Origin of the sequence: Streptomyces sp. NPDC002790 (genome assembly GCF_040295505.1) — a bacterium.
GTDB lineage: Bacteria > Actinomycetota > Actinomycetes > Streptomycetales > Streptomycetaceae > Streptomyces.
Genome location: NZ_JBEOVM010000048.1, coordinates 23,041 through 46,202 on the forward strand (window position 1 = coordinate 23,041; position 23,162 = coordinate 46,202).

Sequence of the window (23,162 nt, forward strand, 5' to 3'; positions counted from 1 at the left end):
CTTAGAGATTGCTCATGTGCGTGAAGAAGGAGGACAGCTCGGCACCATCGGCGAATGCGTGGTCAGATTCCTTCGGCTTCTCCTGCTTGTCCTGGCCTGGCCTCTCGACGGGCTCGGGGACCTGCAAGTCCGCCGAATCTTCCGAATTGGCCTTGATAAAGAGGTAGTTGGAGACTTCTGCTGCATCGCTGACACGAGCGATCAGGTGGTCTGTGATGGACCAGGCCGCGGTCACGTCGACTTCCGCAAGGAAGGTGGACCGGCCGGCCTTCTTGATCAGCGACTGGATGAGGACGTGTACGCGCCTGAGAGACAGCCGCCCACGCCATACGTCGAGGAGATCGACCCCGAAGAATTCGAGGAAGTCAGCCTCCAACTCGTCGGAGAAGTCGCGTACGGCATGGACGGCGCGGATCAGTTTCCCGAATCGCCGAACCCAGCCGCCTCGGAGACCTTCTCGGCGAATGCCTGGAAGTCCCGGATCGTCGCACCGGTCGCCTTGTAGGCGTCCCACTGCACGCCGAGGATCAGCTTGATCGCCTCCACCTCGTCGTCGACCTCCAGAAGGCCCACGGGCAGGTCGAGCGGGGCCGGGATCGTGTACTCGACGTCGTTGTGCTCGAACGTCGTCGGCTGGTCCTCGACGCCGGCCTCGGCCTTCTTCGCAGCGGTGGTCTTGCGCGGGGTCTTCGCAGCAGTCATGGCAACTCCAAATAGGAAAGGCCCCGTTGGGGGCCTGAAGTCAGTGCGGGGTATGAGAGAGGGGCCGGGGAATTTGTCCCTCCCCGGCAAGGGATTCGTTCTGCTACTCGCCGGTCTTCGCGGTGACCGAGAGGGAGCCGGCGGAAGCCTCAACGCCGCTGACGGAGACCTTCACCGTGTACGAGCCGACAGGGGCGTCTTCCGCAGCCGCGATGACCGAGGTGACATTGCCCTGCGGGTCGGTGGTCGCCGAGCCGGCCGTCACCTTGCCGTCCGAGCCAGCCGGGCCGGTGATGGTGAAGACGGCCGCAGCGCTCGGAGCGAAGTTCTCACCGGTCAGGGTGACGGTCCCGCCCTGTTCCGTGGTGTTGCCGGACAGGCGGGCCGCGGCAGGCTCCTGGACGGAGCTGCCCGACTCGTTCAGGTCGTCGTTCGTCAGCACGTATCCAAGGCCGCCGTTGTAGTCGAGGGCGTCGATCGTGAGTTCAAACTTCCCGTTCTCGGCACGCTGGAGCTGGATCGCGCCGCGGTCGGAGATCATCGCGCGGCCGATGACGCAGCGGTACTTGGTCTTGCCCTGCGACCAGTCAACGACGAGAGCCAGCTCGTTCAGCTCGGGCGTGGACTTCAGGTCGAGCCGGAAGAGACCCGGCGTCTCCTTGGACTCCACCCACGACGCACCGAAGAACAGCTCGGTCGTGATCTTCGAGGTCTCCATCAGGGTCGCCTTGACCTGGAACGAAGCGCTCTTGACGTTGTAGAGGACAGGTACGGCGGACTGCCACACGTTGACCGGGTCCGTCTCGATCGACGGAGTGATGGTCACGCCGCCCTCGTCGACGTAGCCGAGGTTCTTGAATGGGGCGCCAAGTGCATCGAGGCTGGACGGGAGGACGGTGCCGGAGCCGGGAGCGTCGCTCACCTGGGGGGCCGGCGCGATGTGAAGGGCACCGTTGGGGGCGAACCGAATCTTCTGCGGGTTGCCGGTCTCTGTGGGAGTAGACATAGAGCCTCCTGGAAAAGGGCATGAAAAAAGCCCCTAGAAGGGGGCTTGAGAGGTGAGTTATTCGGTTGTCAGTCCGTCTCCCAGGTGATCTCGCTGATCTCCGGGATCTTCGGCGGGACATACGGAACCGGTGGAGTGGAGACCGGGATACTCCACTCAGACTCGCCGCCATCGGTCTTCGCGACCTTGGCGCGGACCTGGAATATGTCGCCCTCGTTGAACGGCTTCCCGTAGGCGTCCTCGGTGAGGGTGAAGTCAGTCGCCGGCCAGTCCTGGCCGGTGTTGATGACCCTCACTCGCTCGTCCTCCGGAGTGTCCGGGTGAGCGTTGATGTGAGTGATCTCAAGGACGATCTCAGTGCCGGGAACGCCGACGAAGTTCATCGACTTGAAGTCGAACTTCATGATGCTGGCCATGGCTACTCCTCGATGTAAGAAACGGCGACCTCGCCGCCGTAGCAGTGCTCCCGAGAAGTGCTGTCCGGCAGGTACTTGGGGGAGTCGATATCCGCAACGTCGAGCACCAGGACGCCGTCCACGTCGGCGCCCGGCAGTTCTTCGAGCAGCACAGTGCGGATCTCATAGGCGAGGCCCGCGGCCTTCTCGCGGTCGGGGTGGAAGACGGAGTACTCGACATCGGCTCGGTCCGCTCTATGGCGGACGATGCGGAAGCCGCCAGAGTGCTCCAGGCACACCGTCACGTCACCGGGATTGCGTCCCACCAGGTCGCCGGTCACGGCACCGGCCGGGAGCTTCAGGCATGCCCGGAGGTACTGGACGAGGAAGGCGATGGGGTCACGTGTCATTCGACCCTCGCCTTCAACAGCGCCGCCTTCAGGAATCGCCGGCCCGGATGGCGGCGGCCCTTGCGGTCGGTCCAGCCGCGCTCCTGGAGCATGGCGTGCCGGACCTTCGGGTTGTCCTCGATCGTCACGTTGCCGCGCCAGCCCCAGGCGTCCGCTTCGGCGTGCGCCTCGATGTGCTTCTTGACCTGGTTCCAGTTGCCCTTGGTGGCACTCGCACGCGGTGCTTCCTTGATGGCCTCTCCGGCAATCTTCGCTGCGTGCTTGGCCACCAGGTCCCGAGTGCCGGTGGAATGGAAGACAGCGTACTCCCAGTTCCGGTGCATCACGAGCTTGAAATCTGCCATCAGTTGGTCACCCTCCAAGCTCGGATACGGACGTGCCGGAGGGAGCCATAGCTCCAGCGCATCGGCTCGCCGTCGACCTCGAACCAGTGGCCGTTGAACAGGAGCCGGTCCGGGGCATCCACGGGAGTCCCCCACGGCAGGTAGACCAGGAGCCGTTCTTGCGCGGTCTCGCGCTCGGGACTGCGGGTCTCGAAGGACCGTTCGGGCTGGACGTTGGCGAGTCCCGCCCAGGTCTTCGTGGCGTTGTCCCAGCCCCGGTGACGGGTGTAGGCGCCCTCGGTTATCGGGGCGCTGTGAATCTCGACAGGATCATTGAAGAAGATCATCCGCCCCCCTGGTCAGGGAGATGGAGGCCAGCTTCCGGCGGTAGCGCTTCAGGGAGGCTCGGGCCGCCGGCGAGAGCTGCTGGATGGATGAGGTGGAACCGAACTGGACCTCGATGTCGCCGACCCGTTCGGAGACGATGCCGGGCTGTACCGCCAGCCACCGGATGACCTCCGAGCACAGCACGGCACGGATACCGGGTGCGCCCTCGCGGTAGCCGCTGCCGCAGTAGTCCGCGATGAGGGCGGAGGCGTCGTGAATGAACGCCTCCACCCTCGGCTTCTCAGCGTCCTCGAATGTCCTGCCGATCCTGACCTCGATGTCAGTCACGGTCACGGTCATGGGATCAGGCGCCGCCGCCCGCGGCCTTCGCCTTGGCGGAGAACACGACGAGCTGTTCGGGTCGGATGACCTTGGCGTCGTAGAACACGCGGCTCTTGACGGCCTGCGTGAACTTGGCCTCCGGCTCGTACTGCTTCATCTCGGCGTGCGGGATGAGCAGGGACACGGCGTTGGTGGAGCCGAGGATCATGTCGATCCCGGAAGCATCCGTGTGCGCGTTCTTGGTGAACTTCGCCGTGCTGCGGTTGTGGTTGCCGAGCGTGGTCGTGGTGAACACCGGGATGCCGAGGATCTGGCCGATCTGGCCGGACGGCATGACAGCACCCGAACCCCAGTGGGACTGGTCCTTGAACTCCGGGTTGCGCAGGAGGTTGGCGCGGACCTTCGGCGAGATCATCAGGTAGCGCGACTCAGGAGCCTGGTTGATGTCCAGCTCCTGGATCATGTCGATGAGGATGTCGTACACGTCGTCGGTCAGCCGGTCGTCGGCGCCGTTCTCGGTGGTGCCCTCGAACTTCTTGATCTTGCCGTGCAGCGTGTTCGCGCCGGGCGTCTTGCCGGCCTCGACGCCGTTGTAGTCCTTGCCGTCGATACCGAAGGCGATCGTCTTGGCAATGAGCGAGTCGACGCCGATGGCGGTCTTGCGAGCGCGCTGGGTGACCAGGTTCTCGAAGAGGTTCACGCCGTCCTTGGTCTGCCACTGGTGGACGTTGTCCACCTCGATGTGGAACGAGGAGCCCTTGCGGACCCGCACGTCCATGTACTCAAGGGAGGCGTGGTCGGCCTGGCCGGCGATCTCGCCGTACGCGGGCACGGCGCCCTTGTCGGTCACGGTGTCGACGAAGTGCGGCACGTGCAGCACGTCGCCCTCGCGCCGGAACTCGCCCTCGAAATTGCGGTTGCAGATCAGAGAGGAGCCGAGGACCAGGTTCTCCTCCAGGTCCGTGAGGAGCTGGGCCGTGTACAGCTCGGGGACGAAGACGTTGCCGCTCGCGGCTTGGTAGCCGTCACCCGCGGTGGTGTTGAAGCCGTTCGAAAAGACAGGCGCAGAAGTCATAGGCGGTGCTCCAAATGAAAATGCCGCCCGGAGGCGGCTTGAGGCATCGCGTTACCGCAATCAACTTTTAGGTCAAAAAAAGAGATGTACGTTACCGCAATCAACCGTTGAGTCAAAAAGGGGGAGATCAGATCTCGCCGCGCTGAAGGGCGTCGAACTTGCCCTCCTTCTTCGCGGTGACGATCTGGGCGGGCGACATCCGGGCCATGTCCTCGCGCGTGAGCTGCGGGACACCCGTGCCGCCCTGTCGGCCGAGACCAAGGCCCTGAGCGAACTCGGGCTTCTCAACCGGCTTCGGAAGCGACGAGACGAACTGGCCGATGGCGTCGCCGTTGACGGCGCCGTCGTCAGTCACGAACGAGCCGACGTTCAGGTACTCCAGGCCAGGCAGGTCGACGCCGGCCTTTGCGGCGTGGGCGCGAAGCTCTGCCTCAGCGAGGCGGGTACCGAACTCGCCGACCACTGCCTTGCGGGCCTCCGCGCGGGCGGCCTCAAGAGCCTTCTCGTGGTCACTGAGCGATGACTGCCGGAAACCGTCCAGCTCGGTGCTGGCCTGCTTGAAGCGGTCCTCGTTCTTGCGGGACAGCGACTTCCACTTCTCGACCTCTGCGTGAAGGGCAGCAACGTCGGGAGTGGACTCGGCGGGCGTCTCGTTCGGAGTCTCAGTCATGTGCAACATCCATTTCGGATAGGGGAAACAAAAAAGGCCCCCGTTTCGGGGACCGTCATGTGAGGTGCGCGGTACTACTTGCCGGCCTTCTCACGGGCCGCGTTACCGCTGTTGCCCTGCGGCGCCTTGCTGGCTGCCTTCTGGGCCTTCTTGTCGCCCCCACCAGGCTTGGCTTCCTGGCCGGGCTGAACCATCGCAGCCTTCTCAGCCTGCGTCTGATACTTGTCGGCCATCTCCATTTCGGTCTTGGCCTCTTCCTCCAACAGGTCCTGGAAACGCTCGATTTGCTGAGGGGTGTACCCCGCGTCGAGCCAGAGCTGCTGCTTGGGAACGTTGAGCATCTGGAGCTTGAGCAGCGAGTCCATGTGCTGAGCCTCGGTGCGGTTCTCCGGGTCCTTCCACATGACCTCGGCCTCGTACGCCTCGGCCCGCTCCTTGTCCTTGAGGACGAGGAACGCGAGCCTCATGACCCGCTCCCACGCTTCACCGAAGTGCAGCATTCGTTCTCGGGTCTTGGCGATCAGGCCGGCCTCCGCGGAAGTGATGGAGTCTCCGGACGGGACCTGCCCGCCCTTGAGCATGTAGTGGAAGGGGATGCGGGAGATCGACGCCATGTGCTGGACGAGCATGTCGACGAGGTCGACGTAGTTGCTCAAGTCCGCGGCGTCGAACTGGCCGAAGGACGCTCCGGGGTCCTCGGCCTGGAGGAGCTTGTCCACTGCGACACGGAACGGCTCGATGGCCCGGCCCTGCTCGTCCTCCTGGATCTCCAGGCCGGTCACGTACCGCTGCGGCCAGGCCGCGTACTCGGACGCAACGAGCGCGTCCGCGGTGACCTTGTTGACCGCGTCCTGGATCGGGATGATCGGCGCCAGGTCCGACATCGGGTCACCGATGAGCCGGGTGCGGTTCTGGAGCGGGACGACCGGTACGACCTTGAGCGGGTTCTTCTCCGTCGTCTCGATCGAATAGCCGGCGAGGGAGGGCCCACCCGTACAGACCACTTCTTCGAGCCACAGTGTGCAGTGCTCGCGTCCCCAGTCATCGACGAAGAACTTGGCCGCGGCCTCGACTTCGCGTCGGGAGCCGGGCTTGAACTGCACAACCACCGTTTCGGCTGACTCCACGGTGATGACCGGGTCACCGTCCTTGTCGGCCCACACGACGACGTAGGCGGAGCCCTGCGCCATCGCGTCGAGGTGGCCGGAGGCCGACTCGGCGTCGAGGAAGTTGCGCTGCCAGATGCGGCGGGCTTCCTTGTCGGCCTGCGGCTCGTCCGTCATGCGGAAGCCGTCAATGGCCAGGCGCTCGTTCACCGAGTCGATGACCAGGCCGCAGAAGTTGTCGTTCCAGTGATCGAAGACATCCGCAAACTCGGTGCGGTACTTGGACTGGGCGAACAGCATCTTCTGATGCCGGCCGTCGTAGTACTCGCCGAACCGGAGGAACTTGCCCTTCTGGGCGGTGAGCTTGCCCTTCAGGTAGTCCATCCACTCGCCGGGAGTGGCCGGCGGCGAACCTATGTTGTCGCCGGGAGTCTTCTGCAAAGTGGCAGCTGTCATGCAGGCCCCTTTCTGTGCGGGGCCTTACTCAGAACCCAACTACACGCCTTCGCTTGATCTGCATTCGTCCATCAGCAATCGCATCCGCGCGGGCCTCGAAGGCCAAGATCGCGCACACGGCCAGGTCGATCTTTCGTTTCGACCGGGGGGAGTCCTTGCAAATGAGGAGCCCCTGCGGGACCTCCCGGGTCACGGCGTTGAGGCAGTGCCGGGTCAGGTCCGGGTCTCCGTCGTGCTTCACGTCGCCAACCGCGACGGCGGAGTGCAGGCGCTCGGTGGCCTCACACATCCGCATGGGCTTGTTGGTCCAGTACTCGAAGACGTAGTCGTCGCCGTACGTGATGGCCCAACGGCCAATGGCCTCCTGCCAGTACGGCGGATCGCCGTAGAACCACTCGACCTTGTACGTCTCGAAGGCCCGCTTCACGGCGGCCTCGACAGCAAGTACGTCTACTTCCCAGTCGGGCTGCTTCAGATCGCGGGGGTTCTCCCACAGGCCGAGGAGGAAGAGCTTGCCGTCCCGCAGACGGCAGCCGACCAGACCGGTGGCATCTCCCCGGAGGGAGCCGTCGAAGCCGATGGATATCTGATCACCGGGGCGGATCGGGTCGTCCTCGTCGAGGCAGGCATCCCACTCGCTCTTGATGAGCCAACCGTCCGCGTTCTCCTGGATGTTGTTCAGGTAGAAGCGGTACGCGACCGCGGGGGCGGTGCGGGGGTCCATGATCGCGTCGACAATGCCGTCAACGTCGACCCAGTGGGAGTCGCCGTACGCGTCAATGACACCGACCCGGACTGCGTCCTCGTCCTTCAGGTCGATGTCCCGGTTGGCTTCCCGGCAGTCGTACAACAGGCCCTTCGCCCCGTACTCCATGGCGGCCTCGTAGGTCCGCTGGGCGATGGAGTTCTCGTTGGGGTTGAAGGCGTTGGTTGTCTCGATGAGACGGGAGCCGGCACCGGCCGTCTTCTGGACGTTGCGGTCGAGGGTTTCCCAGACGTAGACACCCTGGTTCGACTCGATCCAGTGGTGGACCTCGTCACACACAACAAACGGGCATGGCCCGGCCCCGGCAGGAGAGATCCCACCGGGGCCGGCCAAAGGTTGGCCTCGCCCCCTCAAGCCCTCGCGAGGAGGACGTGACGGGCTCGATGCGGCCGGGCTTGCCGTCCTTGAACTGGATGATGCCCTTGCCGATGTCGAGCTTGAACTCCTTCTCGGCCGGCGACTCGGCGAGCATGCCGCGGATCATGTCGCGGGTGTTCGCGGTCTGGTCGAGGGAGGTTGCAGCGATCTGCACGAGAGGCAGCGGCACACGCTTGCCGACCGGCATCCCGTTCTTGTCGAAGTGCGAGAAGCGCGCCGGCCCGATGAACTCAACGATCGCCAAAGCGGCGAGCAGTGGTGTCTTGCCCCAACCCTTGGCGCGGCGCAGGGCCGCGGACCGGAACTGCCACTTGCCGTTCTCGTCGATGGCGTACATCCACAGCACGAAGCGCAACTGCTCCTGCGTGAACTTCCACGGCTGGCCGGCGTTCTCGCCGTCCGGCTGGACGATGTACCGCTGTGCCCAACGGATGATCCCGTATCCGAGGCTTCTCGTCGGATGAGGGACGCCGGACGGCACGTTTCCCGTAGTCGGCATCCCTCACCGCCTTTCTAGGGCTCAGAAAGCATCTTGAACAGTTCTTCGTCCATGCTTGATGTGCTGGCTTCCTGAGCTGCCTTTTGGGCCTCTTCTTCGGCCTGCTTGTCAAAGTTCATTCGGAGACGCGCACGGTCCTCCGTTGTTGCGCCCCATTTGCCGACCCGCTGCCGGATCTCGCCGGCGAGCTTGACGTCGCCCTGGTAGAAGGCATCGACGAGCTTGGTCGTGAGTTCCAGCTCGGCCCAGTCGGTCTCAAGCCAGTGCTCGGTCTGAGGAGCACTGGCCCACGTCTTCCAGAAGCGCTTCGCGCCCCCGGAGGTGATGGCCAGGGCCTTCGGAAGGGCCCTGCTCTCACCGGAGGAGAGAGTGAGGCTGTGATCGCCGAGGGCATGGTCGGTGTTGCGGCGCCGTGAGTTCGGGCTCGGTGCCGGCCCGCGTCGAGCTGGCATCCGTCACCACCTCGTCAGAAGGCTGGCCTGGACCCCGTACAGCTCCCCGAGTTCCTGCATCTCGAACAGTGCTTCCTGCTGCCATGAGCGCTTCTCGGCGGCCTTCGTGGGCCGCGTCGCAGCCTTGGCCGGAGGGGAGGCGCAGGTGCAGTCGGTGCACAGGCCGTCGCAGTCGGGCACGGGGAACCTCCAATGGGATGAGTGAATGAATGATTCGAGTGGGGCTACCTGCGGTCCTCGAAGTAGGTCTTTTGGCGGTGGCAGCTGCGGCAGAGGACCCATAGGTTCGACAGAGCCCAGGTGCCACCGTTGGCGACCGGCACTAGGTGATCGACTTCCAGCTCGGTCTTCGAGCCGCAGCGCTGGCAGGTGAAGCGGTCGCGGGCGAGCACGGTGGCCCGTCGCTTGTGGAAGTCGGCAGGTCGGTTCTTGTTCCTGGCCGAGGTCTTCCAGCCCCTCTTGGGAGGGGCGTGTTCCTCACAGCGACCGGAACGAACAGTCACAGAGGTGCAGCCCACTGACATGCAGATCGACTTCGCTCGGGGCATCGTGGCCTCCCTCCGTGACGTGGTGAGTCGGCGGGATTCGAACCCGCTCCGCCCCCTGAACGGGGCAGTGCACTCCGCACACCGCGACTCCAGCGGGTGGCGACCCCGCCTTTACCCACACCGGGGATCAGCCGGTGCGGACTGCATGGGAGAGGCCCCGGCCGGTTACTTGTCTGGCGACCGGGGCCTCGGTCCTCCCTGGGACTCGACAAGGGAGAGCACTCGACCTTGGAGTTCTACAGAGAGGAAACTGAACTCAGATCCTCAAAAGGATCTGAGGGCTTCTTACCAACTTCTTAAGTTGGCTGTATAGACACTTTGGTTCGACCTCGCTTCGCTCGGTCTCACTAAGTATGTAGGTGTTACCGAGAGGCCGAATAACGGCCTCACCGGAAAATGAGACGTGGATCACCGGTAGATCGCGGTACCGGGGGTAGCAGAGACGATGGTGGATCGCGGTACCTGTAGACGGCAAATGGTTGTCGTCCTACCTGGGGATGATGAACTACGACTGGGAGTTGATTGCGGTCATCCCTGGGTAGTATGATCACCACTCGACGGCGCCCACCATGAAGTCTGAAAGATCACACGAGGAGCAGTACAACCATGGCCAAACTGCCTGTAGACGGTGTCCTTCGGAAGCTCGCCCAGCTCGGTCAGACGGACCAGCAGATCGCCGAGCAGTACGACGTGACGCCGCAGGCGGTCAACAAGCGCCTGGTGCGCATGGGGCTGCGGAAGAAGCCGCTGGCGAGCACCGTCCAGGAGCAGGTCAAGGACGTCTGGGACATGGCTCCGCAGAAGGAGAACCGTGCCCCGTACGACAACCGCCAGTTCCAGGCCCTGAAGTACCTGCTGCGCCGCAATATGGGCGACACCCTGTCTGACCACCAGGAACGTGTGATCAAACGTCTGCTCGACCGCATCGAGCGGGACGGCGTGGTCCTCGTCTACGACCGCGAGCAGCGCGACGGGTGGGTCTTCGAGCCCCGGACGTCCGCCGATGGTCGCAACGTGGCGCGCTACCCCGCGGGGGTCGAGCCGACCGCCGAGTTCCGGAAGGCGAACACGCTGCCGGCTGCACCCGAGGGGTCCGAGGGCTCCCCCGGTGGCACGGCTGAATGAATGATTGACCTGCCCAGCTAGGTCGCAGGTCCCAAAAAGTCAAGACTTTCGCCCCACCAACTGGAGCCCTCCGACCTCGTCGGGGGGTTTGCTTTTTGTCCTGAGCGGTTGGTATTACTGAAGTGCGGGCAGTTGATTGCGGTAACGCGGGGGGTCGTTCCCGGGTATGACCGCGCATACGCCGCAAGTATGACTCGGTACGACGCGAAGGAATGGTCCGTGATCTACAACCTCCCTGCCCCCGTGGTCCCCGGTACCCGCAAGCGGGACCGCAAGGATCTGGCAGCGGAAGTCCTTTCGAGTAACTTTGCAAAGCCCGCGGAAAATCTGCTCATGACGGCGGGCGCCCACATTTCCAAGCTGACGATCCAGGCTGGCCACTACTACGACCTGGTCGTGACGGACCTTGCCACCGACGAGTGCACGATCGCCGTCGAGATGACCTTCGAGGCCGAAGGTCTGCCGCGTTGGCGCGAGCAGGTCATAGACGCCGCCGAGGCCGACAGCGCACACCCGTACTTCCCTGACAGCACCCACATCCAACTCTTCACCGTCCACCCGGAGGCAGCCCGATGACCATTGAGACCCAGCCGCGCAGCGTTAGTCAGACCGAGCAGTACGAGAAGTGCGCGTGGCGCTTCTACCTCCAGCGCGTTGAGCGAGTGGTGCCGCGGCCGGCGGCCTGGAGTCATCACGGCACGGCCTTCCATGCGGTCGCAGAAGCCTTCGAGCTGTCCGACCGCACCATAGGTGAGGACGAAGCCGTGCAGCTCTTCTCCGACCGGTACAGCGCCCTCGTGAACAAGGCTCTGGAGAAGGAGCCGGATACGGACAAGTGGCTGGCCGCGGGCCATACCGGCGGCGCAGACATCGAACGCCGCTACGTCCTCGGGCAGAACCAGGTGAAGCACTACGTCACCACGTGGGCCGAGCAGCACCCGACCACGACCTGGAAGACGCCCGACGGTACGCCCGGCCTGGAGCTGTACTTCATGGTCGAGCTGGGCGGAGTGAAGGTGCGCGGCTACATCGACCAGCTCGTTGACGACGAAGGCGCGGTGCGCCCGAGGGACTGGAAGACCGGCTCGACGAAGTCGCGATTCCAGCTCCAGACGTACGGCGTCGCGGTGCGCAAGCTCTATGACGTCGAGGTCAACAAGGCGGACTGGTACCTGGCCAAGGAGGGTCGCCTGTCGCGGCCGGTGAAGCTCGATGAGGTCCGGGAAGTGGACGTCGCCGAACGCTTCGTCGCCATGGACGAGGGGGTGAAGCGCGGGGACTTTCCTGCACGCCCCGGCTACGACTGCCGCTTCTGTGACGTGAGCCACGCTTGCTCATTTAAGTAAAAAGTTGATCGCGGTAACGCGTTCAGGTAGAGTCGAAGACGCAAGAGGGGCCCGTGAGCCGGCGGGCATTTTTTCGGACCAGAAAGTTGATTGCGGTAATGTACTCACTGAGTCAGAGCGTGAGGATGAAGGGTGCGGCCGGCGAACCGCTGCCGTCCCCCTTCAAGGGGCTGGCCAAGTTGGAGGCGGAGTTCCGCCGCGGGGAGCTGTCGGTGGTGGCGGCGGCCGGCGGTACCGGCAAGTCCGTGGTCGCCATCAACCTGGCGATCCAGAGCAACGTCCCGACCCTGTACTTCAGCGCCGACTCGACGGCCGCCACACAGCTCAGCAGGGCGACCGCGATCCTCACGGGTCACGACGCGAAGCGGATCAAGTCGCAGCTCCATGCCGACAAGTTCGAGGAGTACGAGGAAGTCCTCGCCAAGCGCTGGTGGCAGAGGTTCAACTACAGCGCCCGGCCGACTCCAGCGGAGCTGGAGCTGCATCTCAAGGCGTACGAAGCGGTGTTCGGGATCTACCCGCACCTGGTGGTGATCGACAACATCACCAACGTGGACGCCGGAGGCTCGGGCACGGCCGAGGAGTTCACGTTCGGCCTGGAAGGGCTGTGCGACTACCTCAACGAGATGGCTCGCGAGACGCATGCCCACGTGATGGCGATGCATCACGTCATCGGGGACTACTCGGACGGCCTCAAGCCGATCCCGCAGTCCGGCCTCAAAGGCAAGATCTCCCGCGTCCCGTCGATGATCCTCACCATCCACAAGGAGATCGACGGCATGGACGGGCGGACGCTGCACATCTCGCCGGTCAAGAACCGCGAGGGGTTCGAGGACAGCTCCGGCGAGACCTTCGCGAGCTTCGACTTCAACACGTCGAATATCCGACTCGCCGACGTTGAAACTGAGATCGAGTTTTAAGTCACATCCAAAAAGTTGATTGCGGTAACTCAATCCGTTAAACTTGAACTAGAAGGGCGCGAGGGAATGACCTCCATCGACATCAACCGACCTGGCTACAACTACACCATCGAGATCACAGACCTCCTGGCCGGCCGCATCCCTGAGCTGAACGCCAAGATCCTCAAGAAGCTCGACCAACCGACCACGCCCATCATCGAGTTCGCCCCCGGCCGCACCATCAGCTTCCGCCGCCTCACCCGCGACCTGCGCGGCATCAAGGGGCAGGCCGTCACCGTCTACCCCCGCAAGAACGGCAAGCGGTGGGTCGAGCTGGTCGACGCCGCCGACATCGCCGCCCTCGCCCGGAACCTGGACGACCTCGTTGAGGATGCTCGCGTCCGCAAGGCGGTGAAGGCGAAGGGATGAGCGAGCCCAAGAAGGGATTCCGCACGTGCACCAAGTGCGAGCGGAACCGGGCGGAGAAGTTCTTCACCTCTGCACGAGGCAAGGTCTGCGCCGCCTGCCGCAAGAAGTCCCGGAGCAAGTCCAGCCACTCGGCGAGGGTCCAGACCACCTACGGACTCGGGCCCGGCGAGTACGACGAACTCTTCCGCCTCCAAGGCGGCAAGTGCGCCATCTGCGGTGGCACGCGAAAGCAGCGCCTCTCGGTTGACCACTGCCACAAGACGAACCTCGTCCGCGGCTTGCTGTGCCGCATGTGCAACGGCCGACTCCTCACCGCGGCCAGGGACCGGCCGGAAGTCCTCCACGCCGCAGCTCACTATCTCGAAAGTCCCCCAGCGCAGCACCACTTGGGCCTGCGCTACTACCAAGGCAAGGACGCATGAGCGACACCGCTACGAAGCAGACCCTATCGAGCTACCGCGAGTGGCTGGGCAACCGGCGCTACATGGAGAGCGCCTTCCGCCGCTACGACTTCCCTGTTCATGTCCGAAAGGTTGATCGCGGTAACTATGGGGTTCGGGGACGTGGCTGAGTGCTCGTACGAGTGGTGTGACTCACGTGCTACGCGCAAAGGGATGTGTGACACCCACTACCGGCAGGTTCGGCGAACGGACTCTCTGTACCCGGTCGGAAAGTGGGTGGTGCGCGACGGGCTGAAGTGGTGCAAAGAATGCTCACGCTACGTCCCTGTGGAGGATTTTCATGCGTGGAAGGGTGCCAAGGCTAGTAGGCACGGCCTTCAGTCCTACTGCAAGCCATGTAGTAACCGGCTCCGAAGTTCATATGTTCACGGGCTAGGCCGCTATGGACTCCGGGAATTGCTAGAGCGTGCGGGCGGTCGCTGTGAAATCTGTGCGGCACTCATGGAGAAGCCGTGTATCGACCACGACCACAAGTGTTGCCCAAAGGCGTCCAGTTGCGGGAAATGCGTCCGAGGCGTCCTGTGTACGAAGTGCAACGTCCTCCTCGGAATGGCTTCTGATCGTCCGGAAGTTCTCAGAAAGGCTCAAGATTATCTGAATGCGAAAGCCCTCGATTAGTAACGTGTTGGCCAGCTACTTCCCTGAGTGGTCGCCCCCGACAAGACGGGGCGGATGGGTCAAGTGCCTGTGCCCCTTTCATGTGGAGGACCGGCCATCGGCCTCCATCAACTTCGAGAGGGACCGGGTGAACTGCTTCGCTTGCGACCTGTCCCTCGACTCCATCGACGTAATCCAGCGTGAGGAAGGATTCGGGTTTGTCGAAGCTCAGCGCTTCGCAGAGGGCCGATTTGATCGCGGCAGCCAAGCACTACAGCAACCAGTACGAGGCAAGTCCGGCCGAGGAGTTGATCGTCGCCCGCGGTTTGGGGCATCTGGCGGGGAAGTGCGGTCTCGGCTTCGTTTCGGAGCCAGTGGTTGGTCATGAGCGGTACCGGGGGCACCTCGCCATCCCGTACTTGCGACCGGCCGGCGGGCAATTCGCCGTCGCCACGCTCCGGTTCCGGCGCATCGACAGCATCACCGCGGCGGATGCCGCTGCTCTCGGGGAGTTCGAAGACCCCCTCGGCGGAGCCAAGTACCTGAGCCTGCCCGGCCACAGCCCGCTGATGTTCAACACGCAAGCCCTGCTCACGCACCTGCCGTACGTGGCTCTGTGTGAGGGGGAGTTGGACGCCATGTCGGCAGAGGCCGCGGGAGTGCCAGCCGTGGGGCTGCCGGGAGTCTCTTCCTGGAGGGATCACTTCGACCCCGCGTTCGCCGGGTTCGAGTCGGTCTTCGTCATCGGCGACGGTGACCAGGCGGGGCGGCAGTTCACGGAAAAGATGTGCGAACGCCTCCCCAACGCCAAGCCCATCGACCTGGGCGACGGCCAGGACGTCAATTCATTCATTCAGCAGCACGGGTATGAAGCATTCCGCGGAAGGTTGGGACTCTGATGGCGAAGTACAAGATCGGGGACAAGGTCCAGGTCCGGACCGTCAGCGGCCAGATGGCCACCTGGCTCTACGGTGAGCGGATCGGCACCGTCGAGAACGTCTACGAGGGTGGCCCGTACCCGTACGAGGTCACGTTCAAGAACGTCGGCGCCCTGTGCTTTACCGCCGACGAGCTGCGGCCGGCGCCTGAGCAGAACCCTGGACGCCGCATGCTCACCGAGACCAAGGGCCTCGCCCTGGGCGTCGACTCCCAGGAGGCACAGAAGGTCATGAAGGCAGCCCTTTTCGCTGACCAAAAAGTTGATTGCGGTAACGATGGAGTACGGCACCCCTCGCACTACACCAGTCACCCCAGCGGCATCGAGTGCATCGAGATCACCAAGCACATGAGCTTCACCCTCGGCTCGGCTATCAAATACTTGTGGCGCGCAGGACTCAAGGGCGACGCGATCCAAGACCTCGAAAAGGCACGCGAGTACATCGACATCGAGATCCAGCGCCTCAAGGAGTCCGCCAAGTGAAGACCTTCGCATTCATCTCTGACCTCCAAATGCCATACCACGACAGGAAGGCATGGAAGGCCGTCCTGAACTTCATCGGCGACACCCAGCCCGACGAAGTCGTGAACATCGGCGATGTCACCGACTACCCCCAGCCGAGCCGCTGGACCCGCGGTACCAAGGCCGAGTTCGAAGGCGGAGCACTCAAGGACGCCGCGTACACCCGCCGCTACTACTGCGACGCCCTGCGCAGCGTCTACGACGGGCCGGCCGGACTCCTTGGCTCCAACCACGGCCTCCGGCCGGGCCAGTACTTCGCCAAGAACAACCCGGCCCTCCTGGACGACGAGCACCCCAATCCGTTCACCGAGGAAAAGCTCCTGCGCTTGGACGAGTACGAGATGGACTTCCACGAGGACTTCTATGACTTCGCCCCCGGCTGGACCGCCACGCACGGCCACCTCGGATTCAGCCTCAGCAGGTATGCAGGCGGCACCGCCATGGGGGCCGCCCGAAAGATCGGAAAGTCCGTGGTCTGCGGTCACACGCACCGGGCCGGAATCATCTCCGAATCCCGCGGCTACAAGGGCCGCGTCGAGACCCTGACCGGCCTCGAAATCGGAAACCTCATGGACATGAAGCAGGCCAACTACCTCAAGCACGGCGCCGGTAACTGGCAGCAGGCATTCGGGATCGTCCGCATCAGCGGCACCAAGGTCTTCCCGGAACTCGTAATGATCAACAACGGCGCCTTCGTGGTGAATGGAGAGAAGTACTTTGCCTAACTCCGAGACCGTCGAGCTGGACTGGGTCTACCTCGCCAACCTGGCCGACAAGGTCGCCTACAACATCGCGCAGAAGTGGGCCATCGTCGAGAAGGACGACGTGAAGCAAGAGATCCTGCTCCACGCCTACGAACACCGGCCCGCCATCGAAGCCAACTACGCCAACGAGGACTTCCTCTGGAAGATCTTCAACAAGGCCGGCGTCCAGTACGCGTCCAAGGAACGCAACTACTACGACCTCCAGGACGACACGTACTACTACACCCCCGACGAAGCCAAGTCCGCCCTGCGCACGTTCCTCTACACCGATGACGAGCTGGGCCAGATGATCGGCAAGAAGGACGACCTCCTCTCGTCCCGCGTGACCGACAACCTCGTCTCTGCCCGCATCGACGCAGCGACCTCCCTCAAGAAGCTGCCCGAGCGCTACCAGCAGCTCCTGATGAAGCGGTTCGTGTACGGCGTACCCATCGCCGAGCAGAGCGATCGCATGGCCCTCTCGCGGGCGATAGTCGCCCTCGCACAGCAGATGAACCGCACCATCCGCATCAAGAAGGCCGCCGCGTGATCGAGACCGTCAAGACCTACCGCCGCACCGCGACCGCCGTCTCGGGCCGTCAGCCCGTCCAGATCAAGGTCGTCTACGACCCCACGCCCACTTCGTCGACCTACGTCGGCTACTGGGATGAGAACGGCGACCCCCACGAGATGAACCTCGCCCCGCGGGATCTCACCGCACTCATAGCCATGCTGCACGCAGCCAACTTCGCCAAGGACACGGAGACCGAATGACCTTCCCCACCGAGACCGCCAAGACCGTCTACGAACGCACCTACTCCCGGATCAAGCCCAACGGCGACCACGAGACCTGGCCGGCGACCGTCCGCCGCGTCGTGGACGGCAACCTCGCCCTCGTCGAGCCCCGTTACCACCGCGCGGACGAGCGCGGACGGCTCATCGAACTGATGGAGTCCTTCAAGCTACTGCCCGCCGGCCGCCACCTGAAGTCGTCCGGCGTCTCCGACTACGCCCTCAACAACTGTTGGGCCGCGGGCTGGGACGCCGCCCGTCCCGAGAAGCACTTCACGTTCGTCCTGCTCCGCCTCGCCGAAGGAGGCGGCGTCGGATCGAACTACTCGGCCCGCTACCTCGACGACTTCCCGGACGTACAGATCCCCGTCGAGGTGCACATCGTGTGCGACCCGAGCCACCCCGACTTCGCCGACCTCAAGACGGCCGGACTGCTCTCCGACGCGTACGGCCACGATTGGGCCGGCGCCTACGCCGTCGAGGACTCCCGCGAGGGCTGGGCCGCAGCCCTGGGTGACCTGATCACCACCGCGCACAACCGGGCCACGAAGCACACGGCCCGCGTGTACGACGTGTCCCGGGTCCGCCACAAGGGCGCCGCCCTCAAGTCCTTCGGCGGCACTGCGAGTGGCCCGCAGCCGTTCGCCGAGATGCTGGTCAACATCGGCGCGGTCCTCCGGGCCAAGGTGTGGGTCGATGATGAGGATCCGGCCGGTCTGAAGCGGTACGTCGTGGACCGGATCAACGGCCGGGACGCCATGGTGATCGACCACGAGATAGCCAAGTGCATCGTCTCCGGCGGCGTCCGCCGCTCGGCCCGGATGAGCATCATGCGCTGGGACGACCCGCTCATCGACTGGTTCCTCGACTGCAAGGCCGACTCCGAGCAGTCCATGTGGACGACGAACATCTCAGTCGAGGTGGACACCCGCTTCTTCGAGGTGCTGAACAAGCTCGACAGCCCGAGCCACCCCATCCTCCGCAAGATCGCTGAGGGCGCCCGCACCACGGGCGAACCAGGCTTCTGGAACTCCGCGAAGACCGCGGAGGGCGAGGTCGACGGCGCCTTCACGGTCAACCCGTGCGGCGAGGCCACCCTGACTCCGTGGGAACCGTGCTGTCTCGGCAACGTCAACCTCGGTGTCTACGTGGACAGTTCGGGGATCGTCGACTGGGACGGCCTCCACGAGGCCCACTACCTGCTGACCCGGTACCTGATCCGCGCCACCATGGCGCCGGTCGCCGACAACCGCTCCAAGAAGGCGATCAACCGGTTCCACCGCATCGGCGTGGGGCACCTCGGGTTCGCTGACTTCCTCGCCAAGCAGGGGGTCCTGTACACCGAGGCACCCGAGGACCGGCTTGTCCGGGCCGCGCTGGAGAACCTGGCAGGCGTCGTCGACCAGGCGGCGGACGAGTACTCGAACGAGCTGCGTATCCCGCGGCCGATCAAGACTCGCGTCATCGCTCCGACCGGCACCACGAGCAAGCTGGCCGGCGCCTCGGGCGAGGGCATCCACGCTCCGTTCGCGACGTACTTCCTGCGCCGCATCCGGTTCTCGATGGTCGAACCGTCCGAGGTGAGGCAGGTGGAGGAGTACCGGAGCAAGGGCTACAAGGTCGAGCCGTGCATCTACGCGGCGAACACTGCGGTTGTGGAGATCCCGACGAAGGACCCGCTCCTGGAGCAGGTACTCGACCCCTCGTACGTGCAGCACGCCGGGCAGCTCTCGCTTCGCGACATGCTCGCGGTACAGAAGCTCTACCAGGAGTGCTGGGCTGACCAGGCAGTGTCCTACACGGCGTCGATCGACCCGGAGCTGTACGCAGTCGAGGACGTTGAGCTAGTGCTCAGGGAGTTCATGCCGGACCTCAAGGGCTCCACGCTCTTCCCGGAGTTCAGCCGATCGCAGGCGCCCTACGAGCGCCTGACGCCAGGGGAGTATGCGGCCGAGATCGCCAGGCTCGGCATCGAGACCGCAGACACCTCCTACGACGAGATCTGCGCCTCCGGCGCGTGCCCCGTGTGACCTAGATCGCCACCTTAGAAGTTGATTGCGGTAACGCATTCGCGTAACCTTGAAACAGAAGGAGAAAGCGCATGAGCACTGACCCGTTCGCCGACGTTTCCCCGTGGGATGAGCCCAACGAAGCCCCCATCACCGAGACCCCCAAGGAGTCGCCCGTGACCACTGCCCCCGCCGCCGTTTCCGCCGCCCCCAACCCGTTCAAGATCGGCCTCACCTTCAAGGCCGCTTCCGGCTTCGACGCCGAGTGGATCACTCCGACCGTCTACGGCGGTTCCGCCGACGAGGTCGCACAGCGCACTGTCGACCTGATCGGCGCACTCAAGGAGCACGGCGTCATCGAGCTGGCGAGCAAGGCGGCCGAATACACCCGCGGCCAGTTCAAGGGCGCAGTCGCGAAGGCAGCCCCGAAGAAGTTCGAGGGTGGCCGCGTCGTCGCGGCGGGCGGTGACGGCGCCGCCGAGGGTGACGTGACCTGCGTCCACGGTCAGCGCACGCACCGAACGGGCGCTACCTGGGAGGCAATGTTCTGCCCGGCCCGCGAGAAGTCCGAGCAGTGCCCGCCGGCCTGGAAGGACAAGAAGACCGGCAAGTTTGTCGCCAAGGGCTGACTAGGTCTCTTTTTTGACCTGGAAGTTGATTGCGGTAATTCGGGGGTCGGTTTCGGCCGGCCCCCGCCCCTCACCGAAGGACCACAGTGCACATCGAGTTCCGTTCCAACATGACCGTCGAGCTGATCGACTCCATGGGTAATGACCACAGCATCGCCCGTGCGGCCCGCGTCTCCTCCGGCACCACCGGAACCCCCGAGAAGGACCGCGGCCTGATCAACATGCTGATGCGCGACCGGCACGGCAGCCCCTTCGAGGCCGTCACCTTCCAGTTCCGCATCGAGTGCCCGCTCTTCGTAGCCCGCGAGTTCTTCCGCCACCGCATCGCTTCGTACAACGAAGTCTCCGGCCGCTACCAGGAGATGCAGCCCGTCTTCTACGTCCCCGACGAGCGCCGCCCCCTCAAGCAGACCGGGAAGCCCGGCGCCTACAAGTTCAAGGCCGGCACGCCACAGCAGGCCATCGATGTCCTGGTCATGCACCAGGACGCCGCCGCCGAAGCCTGGAGTCGCTATCGGTTCATGCTCGACCGCGGAATCGCCCGCGAAGTGGCCCGCAACGTACTGCCGTTGAGCCTCTACACGAGCTTCTACGTGACCTTGAACCTCCGGTCGCTCCTCAACCTGCTCTCCCTGCGCTGGGCACACCCGGACAGCACCGTGCCCACTTTCCCCCTCGCCGAGATCGAGGCCGTAGCCCAGCAGATCGACCAGTTCGCCCGCGCCGTCGCCCCCGACGCCATGGCGGCCTTCGACAAGAACGGACGTGTCGCCCCGTGACCGAGATCCAGCACCAGAACGGCGTCATCAAGGCCGAGGCGTCCGCACGGCCCACGATCTCCCACACCGGAGAACGCACGGTGACCGTCGAGGCCACCTATCGGGCCGACGAGCACTTCGCCAGTTCAGAGGTCGTCCACCTCTCAAGGACCGCAGCCCTCAAGGTCGTTCGCGACATCGCCAAGGCCCTGGACGCCCACCTCGCCGACGCAGTCACCCAATACCTCGCAGAGGAATGAGACAGGAGGTCTCCTTGCGGCTCATCGAATACCCGATCAAGAGCCAGACGGTTCGCATCCACGTCGTTGAGACCGAGGACGACCTTCCCGACTTCGAGTCCTTCATCCTGGCCAACCAGGACCTCCTTGCCCACGACTCCGAGACAACGGGCCTGGACTGGTGGAACGCGACTACCGGCACGTTCCGGGCCCGTCTCTGGCAGTTCGGCAACGCCCACGAGTCGTTCGTGGTGCCCGTCGAGAAGGGGCGGCCGTTTCGCAACGCGGTCCGCTGGGCGCTCAAGACCGCATACCGGCTCATCGCGCAGAACGGCACGTTCGACCTGCACGTTGCCGAAGCCTGTCTCGGCATCCCGATGGAGGAGCTTGCGCCCAAGAGCTGGGACACCAAGCTGTTCGCCCACCTCGTCGACCCTCGGGCCGTCAAGGAAGGCGGGCCTGGTCTCAAGCTTGAAGAGCTGACCAAGCACTACATCTGCCCTGTAGTGGCCGATGAGGTCAAAGGCTCCATGACGGCCATCGCCAAGGAACTCAAGGTCAAGAAGGACGACGTATGGCCCGTCATCCCGATCGACCACCACGGCTACAACCTGTACGCGGGTATGGACCCCGTCCTCGCCTTCCGGCTCTTCAAGATCCTCAAGCCGATGGTTCCGGTGCGCAGCCGGAAGAAGGGGCTCATCTCCTGGGAGCACCGCCTCGCCCACATCACGGCGAAGATCGAGCGCCGGGGGTACCTCCTCGACACGGAGTACGCACAGGCCAAGTCGGCGGAGCTGTACGAGCAGCAACTCAAGTGGGAAGAGGTCGCACGCCGCGAAGGCGTCGACAACGTCAACTCCAACGCGCAGATCATCGCCGCCCTCCAGGGGCGCGGCGTCAAGCTCACCAAGAAGACCAAGAAGGGGAACCTATCGGTCGATGACGAGGTGCTGTCCGCGGTCGGCATTCCGCTGACCGAGGCCATCATCCAGGCCAAGAAGGCGATGAAGTGGAAGGCCACCTGGTTCGACCGGGCCCTTCACGGCCAGGACGCCGAAGGCCGAGTGCACGCGAGTATCAACTCCTGCCAAGCCAGGACAGCTCGCATGACCATCTCGGGCGCCGTCCCAGCGCAGACCCTTCCGGCCGGCGACTCGTACGTACGGCACTGCTTCCTCGCCGAACCCGGACACGTCACCGTCAGCAGCGACTACGGAAACATGGAGCTGCGCGTCCTCGCCGCCTTCAGCGGCGACCCGACAATGCTCGACGCGTTCCACCGCGGCCTGGACCTCCACCAGATCACCGCCGACGCCGCAGGCGTCGACCGGAAGGCCGGCAAGGGCACCAACTTCACCGTCTGCTTCGGCGGCGGCTGGAAGGCCATCGTCGAGCAGTACGGCGTCTTGGACGCCGAAGCCAAGAAGGCCGTCAAGGCGTTCTGGGAGACCTACCCCGGCGTGAAGCGTCTCGCCGATCGCCTCCAGCGTGAGGCCCGGCGAACCGGCTACATCTACACCGGCACCGGCCGGCGCATCCCCGTCGACCGCGACCGCATCTACGCCGCCCTCAACTACTTCATCCAGTCCACCAGCCGCGACATCACGGCCCGAGCCCTGATCGAACTCGACCGCCACGGATACACCGAGTTCGTTCGCCTCCCCATCCACGACGAACTGGTCTTCTCCTTCCCCGAAGACCGCGCCGCCGAGCTGGCCGAGAAGACCGCGCGAATCATGGAGATGGCCGTCCGCGGCCTCCTGGTCCCCGTGGACGCCGAAATCGGCAAGCAGTCGTGGGGGAGCGTCCTCGACCTCGAAGCAAGCAAGCACTAGGGGGCGTCAGCTAGTCCCACATCCAAGTGTGATCACAGTCGTGGCCTGCAAAGAGCGTGCAGTGTTCCGTGGCCATGGTGTCCTCGTCTCCCGTCGAGGTACTGCCGCAGTGGGGCAGCGCCAGCAACTCGCCATCCATGTCATCGGTCCAGCGGAGCCAGGCCCCAACCTCCGGGGCCCCGGCCAACTGCCGGTAGTGCGACTTGTGCCACGGGTCATGGGGCAACTCGCACCAGTTCTCCCGAGGAGTCAGCTCCTCCCCATCCGGCACACCAGAGGGCCACGCCAAGGCCAAGGCGCGCTGACGCACGTCCACCGACAGCCACACCGTCACTCCACACCCACGCCGTTCTTTGGCCATGCCCGCTACCGCCTTTCACTCA

33 protein-coding genes, 1 tRNA gene and 1 pseudogene are annotated in these 23,162 nt (G+C 64.4%); 18 read left to right on the forward strand and 17 right to left on the reverse strand.

The genetic code is table 11. From position 1 onward, the window contains the following. Position 1: 1 nt before the first annotated feature. From ABT004_RS21475 to ABT004_RS21555, 17 genes are all read right to left on the reverse strand, one after another. Positions 2-376 carry a hypothetical protein gene (locus tag ABT004_RS21475; RefSeq protein ID WP_351339201.1) on the reverse strand — a complete coding sequence of 125 codons (375 nt, stop codon included), beginning with the start codon at positions 374-376 and terminating at the stop codon, positions 2-4. A gap of 38 nt (positions 377-414) precedes the next feature. Next, positions 415-702: a hypothetical protein gene (locus tag ABT004_RS21480; protein WP_351339203.1), complete on the reverse strand. Its 288-nt coding sequence runs from the start codon at positions 700-702 to the stop codon at positions 415-417. 103 nt (positions 703-805) lie between these two features. Then, entirely contained in the window at positions 806-1,708 is a 903-nt protein-coding gene (locus ABT004_RS21485; RefSeq protein WP_351339205.1) for a phage tail tube protein, read from the reverse strand. Positions 1,709-1,776: 68 nt separating this feature from the next. Beyond that, complete coding sequence (locus ABT004_RS21490; protein ID WP_351339208.1) at positions 1,777-2,124, reverse strand: hypothetical protein; 348 nt, start codon at positions 2,122-2,124, stop codon at positions 1,777-1,779. A 2-nt stretch (positions 2,125-2,126) separates the two neighbouring features. Then, positions 2,127-2,513, reverse strand: a complete 387-nt coding sequence (locus ABT004_RS21495) for a hypothetical protein (protein WP_351339211.1) — start codon at positions 2,511-2,513, stop codon at positions 2,127-2,129. Continuing rightward, complete coding sequence (locus tag ABT004_RS21500; RefSeq protein WP_351339213.1) at positions 2,510-2,857, reverse strand: hypothetical protein; 348 nt, start codon at positions 2,855-2,857, stop codon at positions 2,510-2,512. Before ABT004_RS21500 ends, ABT004_RS21495 begins: the two co-directional genes overlap by 4 nt. Next, positions 2,857-3,183 carry a hypothetical protein gene (locus tag ABT004_RS21505; protein WP_351339216.1) on the reverse strand — a complete coding sequence of 109 codons (327 nt, stop codon included), beginning with the start codon at positions 3,181-3,183 and terminating at the stop codon, positions 2,857-2,859. The genes ABT004_RS21500 and ABT004_RS21505 overlap by 1 nt, the downstream gene beginning before the upstream one ends. Then, positions 3,167-3,523: a hypothetical protein gene (locus ABT004_RS21510; RefSeq protein WP_351339219.1), complete on the reverse strand. Its 357-nt coding sequence runs from the start codon at positions 3,521-3,523 to the stop codon at positions 3,167-3,169. Before ABT004_RS21510 ends, ABT004_RS21505 begins: the two co-directional genes overlap by 17 nt. A gap of 4 nt (positions 3,524-3,527) precedes the next feature. After that, on the reverse strand, positions 3,528-4,580 hold the full coding sequence (locus ABT004_RS21515; RefSeq protein WP_351339222.1) for a hypothetical protein: 1,053 nt from the start codon (positions 4,578-4,580) through the stop codon (positions 3,528-3,530). 127 nt (positions 4,581-4,707) lie between these two features. Further along, a complete protein-coding gene (locus ABT004_RS21520; RefSeq protein WP_351339225.1) occupies positions 4,708-5,250 on the reverse strand; it encodes a hypothetical protein in 543 nt (180 codons plus the stop codon). 74 nt (positions 5,251-5,324) lie between these two features. After that, on the reverse strand, positions 5,325-6,812 hold the full coding sequence (locus tag ABT004_RS21525; RefSeq protein ID WP_351339227.1) for a phage portal protein: 1,488 nt from the start codon (positions 6,810-6,812) through the stop codon (positions 5,325-5,327). Between the two features lie 28 nt (positions 6,813-6,840). Then, positions 6,841-7,857 (reverse strand): hypothetical protein, encoded by a 1,017-nt coding sequence (locus ABT004_RS21530; protein ID WP_351339230.1) that lies wholly within the window; start codon positions 7,855-7,857, stop codon positions 6,841-6,843. Further along, the gene (locus ABT004_RS21535) at positions 7,850-8,455 is read right to left on the reverse strand and encodes a terminase large subunit domain-containing protein (protein ID WP_351339232.1); all 606 of its coding nucleotides are present in this window, start codon (positions 8,453-8,455) and stop codon (positions 7,850-7,852) included. Before ABT004_RS21535 ends, ABT004_RS21530 begins: the two co-directional genes overlap by 8 nt. A gap of 14 nt (positions 8,456-8,469) precedes the next feature. Next, positions 8,470-8,907, reverse strand: coding sequence for a phage terminase small subunit (locus ABT004_RS21540; RefSeq protein WP_351339235.1), 438 nt, complete (start codon positions 8,905-8,907; stop codon positions 8,470-8,472). A gap of 3 nt (positions 8,908-8,910) precedes the next feature. Next, the gene (locus ABT004_RS21545; protein WP_351339238.1) at positions 8,911-9,087 is read right to left on the reverse strand and encodes a hypothetical protein; all 177 of its coding nucleotides are present in this window, start codon (positions 9,085-9,087) and stop codon (positions 8,911-8,913) included. A gap of 44 nt (positions 9,088-9,131) precedes the next feature. Continuing rightward, entirely contained in the window at positions 9,132-9,455 is a 324-nt protein-coding gene (locus ABT004_RS21550) for an HNH endonuclease (protein WP_351339241.1), read from the reverse strand. 20 nt (positions 9,456-9,475) lie between these two features. Then, positions 9,476-9,545 (reverse strand) — tRNA-OTHER (locus tag ABT004_RS21555). A gap of 516 nt (positions 9,546-10,061) precedes the next feature. On the opposite strand from ABT004_RS21555, the gene ABT004_RS21560 reads away from it, so the two are divergent. The 18 genes and pseudogenes from ABT004_RS21560 (at position 10,062) to ABT004_RS21645 (ending at position 22,779) form a co-directional block, all read left to right on the forward strand. Further along, entirely contained in the window at positions 10,062-10,580 is a 519-nt protein-coding gene (locus ABT004_RS21560) for a hypothetical protein (protein ID WP_351339244.1), read from the forward strand. 219 nt (positions 10,581-10,799) lie between these two features. Beyond that, on the forward strand, positions 10,800-11,156 hold the full coding sequence (locus ABT004_RS21565) for a hypothetical protein (RefSeq protein WP_351339247.1): 357 nt from the start codon (positions 10,800-10,802) through the stop codon (positions 11,154-11,156). After that, a complete protein-coding gene (locus tag ABT004_RS21570; RefSeq protein WP_351339249.1) occupies positions 11,153-11,926 on the forward strand; it encodes a RecB family exonuclease in 774 nt (257 codons plus the stop codon). The genes ABT004_RS21565 and ABT004_RS21570 overlap by 4 nt, the downstream gene beginning before the upstream one ends. Positions 11,927-12,051: 125 nt before the next feature. Further along, positions 12,052-12,846, forward strand: coding sequence for an AAA family ATPase (locus ABT004_RS21575; protein WP_351339284.1), 795 nt, complete (start codon positions 12,052-12,054; stop codon positions 12,844-12,846). 66 nt (positions 12,847-12,912) lie between these two features. Continuing rightward, the gene (locus ABT004_RS21580; protein ID WP_351339252.1) at positions 12,913-13,254 is read left to right on the forward strand and encodes a hypothetical protein; all 342 of its coding nucleotides are present in this window, start codon (positions 12,913-12,915) and stop codon (positions 13,252-13,254) included. Then, on the forward strand, positions 13,251-13,676 hold the full coding sequence (locus ABT004_RS21585; RefSeq protein ID WP_351339255.1) for an endonuclease VII domain-containing protein: 426 nt from the start codon (positions 13,251-13,253) through the stop codon (positions 13,674-13,676). Before ABT004_RS21580 ends, ABT004_RS21585 begins: the two co-directional genes overlap by 4 nt. A 192-nt stretch (positions 13,677-13,868) precedes the next feature. Continuing rightward, positions 13,869-14,333 carry an endonuclease domain-containing protein gene (locus ABT004_RS21590; protein ID WP_351339257.1) on the forward strand — a complete coding sequence of 155 codons (465 nt, stop codon included), beginning with the start codon at positions 13,869-13,871 and terminating at the stop codon, positions 14,331-14,333. Beyond that, a pseudogene (locus ABT004_RS21595) lies at positions 14,314-14,487 on the forward strand (CHC2 zinc finger domain-containing protein); the annotation flags it as partial. The gene ABT004_RS21590 and the pseudogene ABT004_RS21595, both read left to right, overlap by 20 nt. A gap of 43 nt (positions 14,488-14,530) precedes the next feature. Next, a complete protein-coding gene (locus tag ABT004_RS21600) occupies positions 14,531-15,211 on the forward strand; it encodes a toprim domain-containing protein (protein ID WP_351339260.1) in 681 nt (226 codons plus the stop codon). After that, positions 15,211-15,732 carry a DUF3310 domain-containing protein gene (locus tag ABT004_RS21605; protein ID WP_351339263.1) on the forward strand — a complete coding sequence of 174 codons (522 nt, stop codon included), beginning with the start codon at positions 15,211-15,213 and terminating at the stop codon, positions 15,730-15,732. Before ABT004_RS21600 ends, ABT004_RS21605 begins: the two co-directional genes overlap by 1 nt. Beyond that, positions 15,729-16,496 (forward strand): metallophosphoesterase, encoded by a 768-nt coding sequence (locus ABT004_RS21610; protein WP_351339264.1) that lies wholly within the window; start codon positions 15,729-15,731, stop codon positions 16,494-16,496. The genes ABT004_RS21605 and ABT004_RS21610 overlap by 4 nt, the downstream gene beginning before the upstream one ends. Then, on the forward strand, positions 16,489-17,064 hold the full coding sequence (locus ABT004_RS21615) for a hypothetical protein (protein ID WP_351339266.1): 576 nt from the start codon (positions 16,489-16,491) through the stop codon (positions 17,062-17,064). The genes ABT004_RS21610 and ABT004_RS21615 overlap by 8 nt, the downstream gene beginning before the upstream one ends. Further along, the gene (locus ABT004_RS21620) at positions 17,061-17,288 is read left to right on the forward strand and encodes a hypothetical protein (protein ID WP_351339268.1); all 228 of its coding nucleotides are present in this window, start codon (positions 17,061-17,063) and stop codon (positions 17,286-17,288) included. The genes ABT004_RS21615 and ABT004_RS21620 overlap by 4 nt, the downstream gene beginning before the upstream one ends. After that, positions 17,285-19,336: a ribonucleoside-triphosphate reductase, adenosylcobalamin-dependent gene (gene nrdJ / locus ABT004_RS21625; protein ID WP_351339270.1), complete on the forward strand. Its 2,052-nt coding sequence runs from the start codon at positions 17,285-17,287 to the stop codon at positions 19,334-19,336. The genes ABT004_RS21620 and nrdJ overlap by 4 nt, the downstream gene beginning before the upstream one ends. 71 nt (positions 19,337-19,407) lie before the next feature. Beyond that, the gene (locus tag ABT004_RS21630) at positions 19,408-19,944 is read left to right on the forward strand and encodes a D29-gp49 family protein (protein ID WP_351339273.1); all 537 of its coding nucleotides are present in this window, start codon (positions 19,408-19,410) and stop codon (positions 19,942-19,944) included. A 110-nt stretch (positions 19,945-20,054) separates the two neighbouring features. Beyond that, on the forward strand, positions 20,055-20,723 hold the full coding sequence (gene thyX, locus ABT004_RS21635) for an FAD-dependent thymidylate synthase (RefSeq protein ID WP_351339276.1): 669 nt from the start codon (positions 20,055-20,057) through the stop codon (positions 20,721-20,723). Further along, positions 20,720-20,962 (forward strand): hypothetical protein, encoded by a 243-nt coding sequence (locus tag ABT004_RS21640; protein WP_351339279.1) that lies wholly within the window; start codon positions 20,720-20,722, stop codon positions 20,960-20,962. Before thyX ends, ABT004_RS21640 begins: the two co-directional genes overlap by 4 nt. 14 nt (positions 20,963-20,976) lie before the next feature. Then, entirely contained in the window at positions 20,977-22,779 is a 1,803-nt protein-coding gene (locus ABT004_RS21645) for a DNA polymerase (RefSeq protein WP_351339281.1), read from the forward strand. Positions 22,780-23,162 lie beyond the last annotated feature (383 nt).